We start from the raw sequence: 1,121 nt of genomic DNA on the forward strand, positions 1-1,121 counted from the left end.
GTTGACCTCAGGCAGCCGAAACAGCGTAGGCGTGCCATCTTTCATCTCGAACTGCGTCTTGATGGACGAACCAACAACCTGCTCTGCCGGCACCCCATAAACCTGTTCGGTCCATGGCCGCATGAACTCGATGCCGCCGCCCGAAGCGATGAAAGTCTTGAAGCCATTGGCGCGCAGATAGGCGAGCAGTTCGAGCATCGGCTGGTAGACGAGCTCGGTGTAGGGGCGCTTGAACCGGCCATCACGCGCGGTTGCGATCCAGTCGGTGACGATCTTTTGGAACTCGTCGCTGGTCATTCCGGTGTGGGTCGCCATGATGAGTTCCACCAGCCCCTTCTCGCCGCCTGCCGCGAGCGTCTTCATGTCGCCTTCGAGCACCGCCTTGAACGGCTGTGTGGCCTTCCATTCCGGATGCGATGGCGCTTCTGTCTTCACGCGGTCGAGCGCGAAGGCGAGTTGGGTGTACATCGGGTGCTCGACCCATAACGTACCGTCATTATCGAACACGGCAATGCGTTCGGGCTCGGCCACGAAATCGCTCGACCCTTCCTTGGTCACCTTTTCAACGAAGGCAACAATGGCTGCCTTAGGGCCGGTATCGTTCCACGATGGCAGTGGATCGGTCTGGGCTTGCGCAAATGCCACCGCAAATAATGCGTAAAGTCCTATGAGCGCTCCGCCTACGAATTTGGAGAATGCGTGCATCTTGAACTCCCCATCGTTGATGTGGTTCGGTGCGGGATGCTGCCGGAAGGCACCTGGCATCGGACGCCCCGGTGACGGGGCGTCCGATATTGGTGGGTGGGTCAGTCGTGACCCGCTTTCATATCTTTGACCTGCTGCATCACCTGCTCCAGATTGTAGCTTGCAGGGTCCTGAAGCGGCGGATAGGCGATGTAGCTCTCGAGATGCTTCAGCCACAACTGCTGGCCGATGGGCAGGATGTTCCAGTCATAGACATAGGCCGTCGACGGAGAGGCGATGGAGCCCCCCATACCGAACAGCGTCTTGATCTGTTGACCGACCGAGGTCTCGAACGGATCGCGTTTGATGTTGACGACCTGCGTCCAGGAGTAGGGCTGCACGCCTGAGATGAAGCCAGCTGGGTCGTCGGAGACCAT

1 protein-coding gene and 1 pseudogene are annotated in these 1,121 nt (G+C 59.1%); both read right to left on the bottom strand.

Annotation, left to right across the window (positions count from 1 at the left end):
• The coding region (locus AC1DWF_RS32285; protein WP_476842604.1) for an HAD family hydrolase at positions 1-705 on the bottom strand (705 nt) is incomplete at its 3' end.
• A 101-nt stretch (positions 706-806) separates the two neighbouring features.
• A pseudogene (locus AC1DWF_RS32290) lies at positions 807-1,121 on the bottom strand (arylsulfatase); the annotation flags it as partial.

The sequence above is a fragment of the Aminobacter sp. P4_D5 genome (assembly GCF_056401815.1).